Source organism: Thermococcus sp., from assembly GCF_027008145.1.
GTDB lineage: Archaea > Methanobacteriota_B > Thermococci > Thermococcales > Thermococcaceae > Thermococcus.
The window spans coordinates 1-5,823 of the sequence record NZ_JALTCZ010000152.1 but is presented as its reverse complement, the minus strand read 5'-3'; the positions used below and the strand labels follow the sequence as shown (position 1 = coordinate 5,823).

Annotated in this window: 7 protein-coding genes; 4 read left to right on the top strand and 3 right to left on the bottom strand. The window is 54.3% G+C overall.

Going from position 1 to position 5,823, the window contains the following annotated elements; genetic code table 11:
- Together MVD07_RS07205 and MVD07_RS07200 are read left to right on the top strand one after the other, a co-directional pair.
- A partial coding sequence (locus MVD07_RS07205; protein WP_297500159.1) for an alpha/beta hydrolase occupies positions 1–508 on the top strand: 508 nt, incomplete at its 5' end.
- A 1-nt stretch (position 509) separates the two neighbouring features.
- Positions 510–1,148: a hypothetical protein gene (locus MVD07_RS07200; protein WP_297500156.1), complete on the top strand. Its 639-nt coding sequence runs from the start codon at positions 510–512 to the stop codon at positions 1,146–1,148.
- Here the strand turns inward: MVD07_RS07200 and MVD07_RS07195 are convergent.
- Complete coding sequence (locus MVD07_RS07195; protein ID WP_297500153.1) at positions 1,141–2,160, bottom strand: adenylosuccinate synthetase; 1,020 nt, start codon at positions 2,158–2,160, stop codon at positions 1,141–1,143. The two genes, MVD07_RS07200 and MVD07_RS07195, sit on opposite strands and share 8 nt — an antisense overlap.
- A 130-nt stretch (positions 2,161–2,290) precedes the next feature.
- On the opposite strand from MVD07_RS07195, the gene MVD07_RS07190 reads away from it, so the two are divergent.
- Complete coding sequence (locus MVD07_RS07190; RefSeq protein WP_297500150.1) at positions 2,291–3,223, top strand: SDR family oxidoreductase; 933 nt, start codon at positions 2,291–2,293, stop codon at positions 3,221–3,223.
- Here the strand turns inward: MVD07_RS07190 and MVD07_RS07185 are convergent.
- Together MVD07_RS07185 and pfdA are read right to left on the bottom strand one after the other, a co-directional pair.
- Positions 3,198–4,850, bottom strand: coding sequence for a DUF2341 domain-containing protein (locus tag MVD07_RS07185; RefSeq protein ID WP_297500147.1), 1,653 nt, complete (start codon positions 4,848–4,850; stop codon positions 3,198–3,200). The two genes, MVD07_RS07190 and MVD07_RS07185, sit on opposite strands and share 26 nt — an antisense overlap.
- A 56-nt stretch (positions 4,851–4,906) precedes the next feature.
- Positions 4,907–5,341: a prefoldin subunit alpha gene (pfdA, locus tag MVD07_RS07180; protein ID WP_297500162.1), complete on the bottom strand. Its 435-nt coding sequence runs from the start codon at positions 5,339–5,341 to the stop codon at positions 4,907–4,909.
- A gap of 113 nt (positions 5,342–5,454) precedes the next feature.
- Between pfdA and MVD07_RS07175 the strand changes: the two genes are divergently transcribed.
- Positions 5,455–5,823, top strand: a 369-nt coding sequence (locus MVD07_RS07175; protein ID WP_297500144.1) for a type II glyceraldehyde-3-phosphate dehydrogenase, incomplete at its 3' end; no start/stop codon positions are given.

Here is a 5,823-nt window from a genome sequence, read left to right as displayed (position 1 = left end):
GGTCATCCGCTATGCCGAGACGAGATCTGATAAGGTAGGGGGCGTGATAGCTTCTTCACCGGCCCTCGCGAAGAGCCCTGAGACGCCGGGTTTCATGGTCGCCCTCGCGAAATTCCTCGGGAGGGTCGCCCCGGGCTTAACACTGTCGAACGGTATAAAGCCTGAACTCCTCTCAAGGAGCCCTAAGGTAGTTAAGGCCTACATCGAAGACCCCCTCGTCCACGACAGGATCTCGGCTAGACTCGGGAGAAGCATCTTCGAGAACATGGAGAAGGCCCATCGGGAAGCTGATAAGATAAAAGTCCCGGTTCTGCTCCTAGTTGGGACTGGAGACGTTATAACCCCTCCAGAAGGCTCAAGGAGGTTCTTCGAGGAGCTCAAGATAAAAGACAAAGAGATGAAGGAGTTCCCCGGGGCATACCATGAGATCTTCGAGGACCCCGAATGGGGCGAGGAGTTCCATGGAACCATAGTGGAGTGGCTTTTACGGCATTCCGGGGAGAGCTGAAATGGGATTCAACAGGGAGCGGCTCTTCCACATTTCCGGCCTCCTTCCATTGCTCACGGTTCCCTGGCTCGGAACGACGTGGCTCATCTACACTGCCCTCGCTGTTCTCCACCGCTTTAAGGAGAGGATTTGGCAGCTCTACGGCGGGAGAGGAAGTCTGGCAAAATACCTCGCCGTAGGAATGGCCTCTGCGTACTTCACTGAGGTTCTCGCGATAATCGACAACCTCAATAAGCCTCCTGCTGAGAGGGCACTCTTTAATTCGGATCCGCTGATAGACCTCTACCTGGCCTTCGCCTACTACATTCCCTTCATCCTCTACTGGGGCCTTGCAGTGAGGCGCTACGACTACTCCTGGAAAGAGGTCTTTATGATAGGTGGGACAACCGGCATCCTGATGGAGCAAAGCGGAGCCGTTTTCCTCTCGATGAATCCCCTTGCGTGGATTTATGTCCTCCTGGTCTACGGCTCCTACAAGGCCGTTCCCGTACTCGTCGCTGAGGACTGTTTGGAGGGAAAGAGAAGAAGAGTGCTGGATAAATGGAAAAAACTTGCTTTGGGATTGTTCGTTGAATTCACGGCATTCCTTTCAGCTGGAGCCTTGCTCTGGCTCTTCAAGCTGGTCGCTGAAATCAGATGACGTCCCTCCTGTCTATTATGTGCTCCAGCTCCGGGCCGGTCTTTATCAATGCCACTGGGACGCCAACGCGCTCCTCTATTTCTTCCACGAACTCCTTAGCCTTCCTCGGAAGCCTGTCGTAGTCCGTAACGCCGAAGGCCCCTTTGTCGTACTTGTCGAGCATGGTCAAAGCGAGCATCGTTGCCCCGTTTAGCTTCGCGGAGTAGCGGGCAAACTTGAAGTCAAACCAGCCGACCCGCCTCCTCCTCCCCGTTACCGTCCCGTACTCAACGAGGCCCAGCTTTTCAGCCTCTTCCTCGCTCATCTCCGTAGGAAACGGCCCGGCTCCGACCCTTGTCGGGAAGCTCTTGAAGACGACTATAACGTCGTCAACCCTCGTCGGCCCGATTCCGACGTCGCTCGCTATCGCCGAGGCCGTTGTGTCCTTTGAAGTCACGTAGGGGTACGTCCCATAGTAGAGGCTCAGCCCAAAGCCCTGAGTCCCCTCAGCGAGGACGAGCTTGCCCTCGTCGAGGGCGTCGTTGACCTCTCCAGCCACGTCGGTTAGGTAGGGTTCGAGCTCCGGGATGTCCCTCGCGAGTTTTGCCTTCCTCATGGCCCTGTCCGCGTTTGCCGGCCCGCAGCCGCTTCCGGTTGTTCCTATCTTCCCGTGGAGGTGGCCGTTCGTCCTGTCAAGTTGCTTGTGCCTCTCCTCAATTATAGCACAGCGGTAGTCCACCCCCACTCTTTCGGCTACATTAAACTCCTTCAGCGCTTCGAGTTCGTGGAAGAAGACAGCGGGGTCAACGAGAACGCCGGCACCGACGAGAAGCCTCGCCTTCCTCTGCACGAAGCCGGTTGGAATTTGCCTCACCGCGTACTTCCTTCCGTTTATGAAGACACTGTGGCCCGCGTTTGTTCCAACTCCACCGCGCGCTATTAACTCAGGTTCGTCCTTCAGGGCAAGGTAAGCTATTATCGAGCCCTTGCCCTCGTCACCCCACTGACCGCCAACGACGATGTAGCCCGGCATGGTTCTTACCCGTATTTAAGTCAAGAGGGGCTTTATAACGGTTTCGAATTGGACACGAGAATGTGAAAGAGAAGCCGGCCCGATTCCAAAAGGTTAAAACCCGCGGCAGAGATCAGAGGTGGGGATAGGGATGAGAAACAAGCTTGTCGTTGTCACCGGGGGAGCGGGCTTCATAGGTTCTCACATAGCCAGGGAACTCGTCAAGGACAATGAGGTAATCGTGATAGATAACCTCTACACAGGGAAGGAGGAGAACGTCCCGCCCGGGGCGAAGCTCGTAAAGGCCGACATAAGGGACTACGGGAGCATAGCCGGGCTCGTGAGTAACGCTGACTACGTTTTCCACGAGGCAGCGCAGGTCAGCGTCGTCGAAAGCATCCGCGACCCGGTCTTTACAGAGGAGGTAAACGTAATCGGCACGCTTAACATTCTCAAAGCTCTCCTTGAGGGCCACGGAAAGCTTATCTTCGCCTCCTCCGCTGCAGTCTACGGTGACAACCCGAACCTTCCGCTCAAAGAAACTGAGAGGCCAAAACCGCTCTCACCCTACGGTGTGACCAAAGCTACTGCGGAGGAGTACCTTCGAGTCTACCACGAGCTCTACGGTTTGTCAGTCGTTGCTCTCCGTTACTTCAACGTCTTCGGCCCGAGGCAGAGTGCCAACCAGTACGCGGGAGTTATAAGCATCTTCATCAACCGCGCCCTGGCTGGAGAGCCCCTCGTCATCTTCGGCGACGGAAAGCAGACGCGCGATTTCATCTACGTCAAGGACGTCGTCAGGGCGAACCTCCTCGTTGCCGAGAGCAGGAAAGCGAACGGCAGGGTCTTCAACGTTGCAACGGGAAGGCAGACTAGCATACTTGAGCTGGCGATGAAGGTCATTGAGATAACCGGCGCCAACACTTCGATAATCTTCGACAAGCCGAGGCCCGGCGACATAAGGCACAGCGTTGCGGACATAGGCGAGATAAGAGGGCTCGGCTTCGAACCCGAGTGGTCGCTGGAGAAAGGACTTAAGAAGACGGTTGAGTGGTACGCTAGGGGCCTTCGGCAATCGGAGTAGGAATGGGGACTATTTCCTTTACCTGCCTTGCGCCGCTGGGCCTTGGATGTAGCAGGGTGGCGTTGGAAGGGACTTTAATTGCCTTGGACAACTCCGGTGTGGCCACCTCGCTAAGCAAAGTACCGCCAACGCTTGAAGCCGAGACACTGAGAATTGCCAGTCTGGATTTATTTCCGAGTGTTACAGGCGGTTGGGGGCTGAACTTGAGGGAGCCGTACCAGTGGTGGATCCTAACCGAGGGCTCGGGGGAGACATGTTTTCTTATCGCCACCCAGTCGTATTCGCTTGGAGTGCCCCCGGTTATCTGGCCAATTGCGAATGACCCGCTGAGCACCGCTGAGGAGGAAAGGTTATACCTGACAACCAGTGAGCCGTCTTGGTATGTGGAGACTATCCCGTTTGAATTGATGTAGATTTCAAAGATGTGCCAAGAACCGATGCCATATGGGTTGTTTATATACCCCAGCACGGTTCCCCTTCCCGTGTTTATGCTCCTGTTGGTGAGGGCATCGTAGGTGCTTGTGGTTGGAAGTACCCGGCTGTACTGGGTGTAGTACTCAATGGTCTCCCCGTATCCGACCCCGGAGCTGTTGATGTAGATTGTGTAGAAGGGCCCCGGGATAAAAGCGTCCGGGTTGTTCTGGGAGATTGTTCGATCAGGGGAAGAAAGGCTTGCGTTGAGTATTACCTCATAAGAGGGTGGAAGGTTTATCTTCGTCCATATCCAACTTGCATTTCCGTAAATTCCGTTTCCAACCTGATAATAACCACTCAGCTGGAGCTTTCCCCTGCTAACCCTAGGATCTCCGTGGACGTTCCACCTGCTCCGGTTCACCGAAGCCCCCGTGAAGTCGTCAAAAAACAAAAACACCCTTTGGGGGTTATCGTATGATCTGTAGGGATTTTTGCCCCCGTAATGCATGCAAACGGTCACGTTTTTTTGGGCTGGTATCGAGTTCACCCTGACCCAGATAACGCCCCTCCTGTTGTTAGTGTCCAGCTCTTGGATCCAGTAATAGAGGGGAACACCGGAGTCGGTGGTGAAGTAGACGTTTGTTGAATTTATGTAGTTCCAGAGAATTTGCGTGGATGAGTTCAAAACGACTTTGATGGTATAGTTGCCAAGATTTACCGCTTGCAAATTCGAAACCTGAACTGGATTGCACAGGTCACCCGTCCACTCTCCTTCACCGAGTTTTCCAACGTAGAGGTCAATCATTCCCGGGGAAAATATCAGATCCGACGAACTCAGGACAACCCGGATGTCATGTACATTGTTTATGTTAACCTGCGAAGTGGGGGTAATGTTTATCTCCTCGAGGGCAGGCAACGTCTTCTTCAGTGTCCTGTTCCACAGGGCGATAAGACCGCCGGAAGAGTTGTAGAGCTTAACAAATATGCCGGTTCCCTTACTCAGGTCATTGGCAAACGAAAGCGTGATATTCAGTATCATCCCGGAGCTATCGACCCAGAAATAAAAGCCACCGGAACCAGTGGGGGAATAGACGGGGGACGAACCCTCTCCGATTCCCTGGACGGTGATGTTTATGCCAGGAACGGCTAACCCAAAGGTCGTAACGATGACCGTCAGGATAAAGAACACCGAGAGGACCCTAAGCTTTCCCATCTTAGGACCCTTTGGTAGCTTGGGTTTAAAAGGGATTTGGAAAAAGTTGAGGGGGCTCAACTCCTAGTGCCTGAACCACCCTTCTGCTGTAGCTCTCTCGCCCTCTGGGCGAGTTCGGCGAGCTGTCCCTCAATCTTCTTGAGGGCCTCCTGAGTTTTGGCAATCGCCACTTCGTATTCCTTTATCCTGTCGTTGAGGTACACTACCGCATTGTCAAGGTCCTTCTCGACGGTGTAGCCTGCCCCAACGCTGACTATGGCGTTCTTCTTGTCAACAACAACACCCCTGAGGAAAGAGCCGGCCCCTATCGGCACGAGGATTTCAGGTCTTTCCTCCTCGACCTTCTTCAGCTCCTCAAGTGTCTCCTTGACGGCCTGGAACTCGTTCTTGCCGAGGGTCAGGAGCTCAAGGTTCTGGGCCAGTAGCTGTGCCTGTGCCTGAAGGAGCTGGTACTCGTAAGCGAGTCTCTCCATCTCGTTGGTCTCTGCCATCCCGACCACCAGAAAAAGCTCCCGTCCGAGGCTATAAACCTTTTTGGTCATCTTTCACCGTCGGTGAAAACAAGGCTTAAGTATTTTACCGCTGTAAAACCCCCGGTGGGAGCATGAAGGTTAAGGTCGGGATCAACGGTTACGGAACCATTGGAAAGCGCGTCGCTTATGCCGTGGCCAGACAGGACGACATGGAGCTCGTGGGTGTAACGAAGACGAAGCCGGACTTCGAGGCTTACCTGGCAAAGGAACTTGGGATCCCTATCTACAGCGCGGGCGAGGAGTTCCTGCCGCGCTTTGAGAAGGCCGGCTTCGAGGTTGCAGGAACACTCGGCGACCTCCTTGAGAAGGTTGATGTAATAGTCGATGCCACACCGGGTGGAATGGGAGCGAAGAACAAAGTACTCTATGAAAAGGCCGGTGTTAAGGCGATTTTTGAGGGTGGTGAAAAGGCCTCGACCGCGGAGATCTCCTTCGTGGCC

Bases quoted from the DNA above. Each gene is read 5' to 3' on its own strand.
- MVD07_RS07200 (WP_297500156.1), top strand. From the start codon at position 510: ATGGGATTCAACAGGGAGCGGCTCTTCCACATTTCCGGCCTCCTTCCA.
- MVD07_RS07195 (WP_297500153.1), bottom strand. From the start codon at position 2,160: ATGCCGGGCTACATCGTCGTTGGCGGTCAGTGGGGTGACGAGGGCAAG.
- MVD07_RS07190 (WP_297500150.1), top strand. From the start codon at position 2,291: ATGAGAAACAAGCTTGTCGTTGTCACCGGGGGAGCGGGCTTCATAGGT.
- MVD07_RS07185 (WP_297500147.1), bottom strand. From the start codon at position 4,850: ATGGGAAAGCTTAGGGTCCTCTCGGTGTTCTTTATCCTGACGGTCATC.
- pfdA (WP_297500162.1), bottom strand. From the start codon at position 5,341: ATGGCAGAGACCAACGAGATGGAGAGACTCGCTTACGAGTACCAGCTC.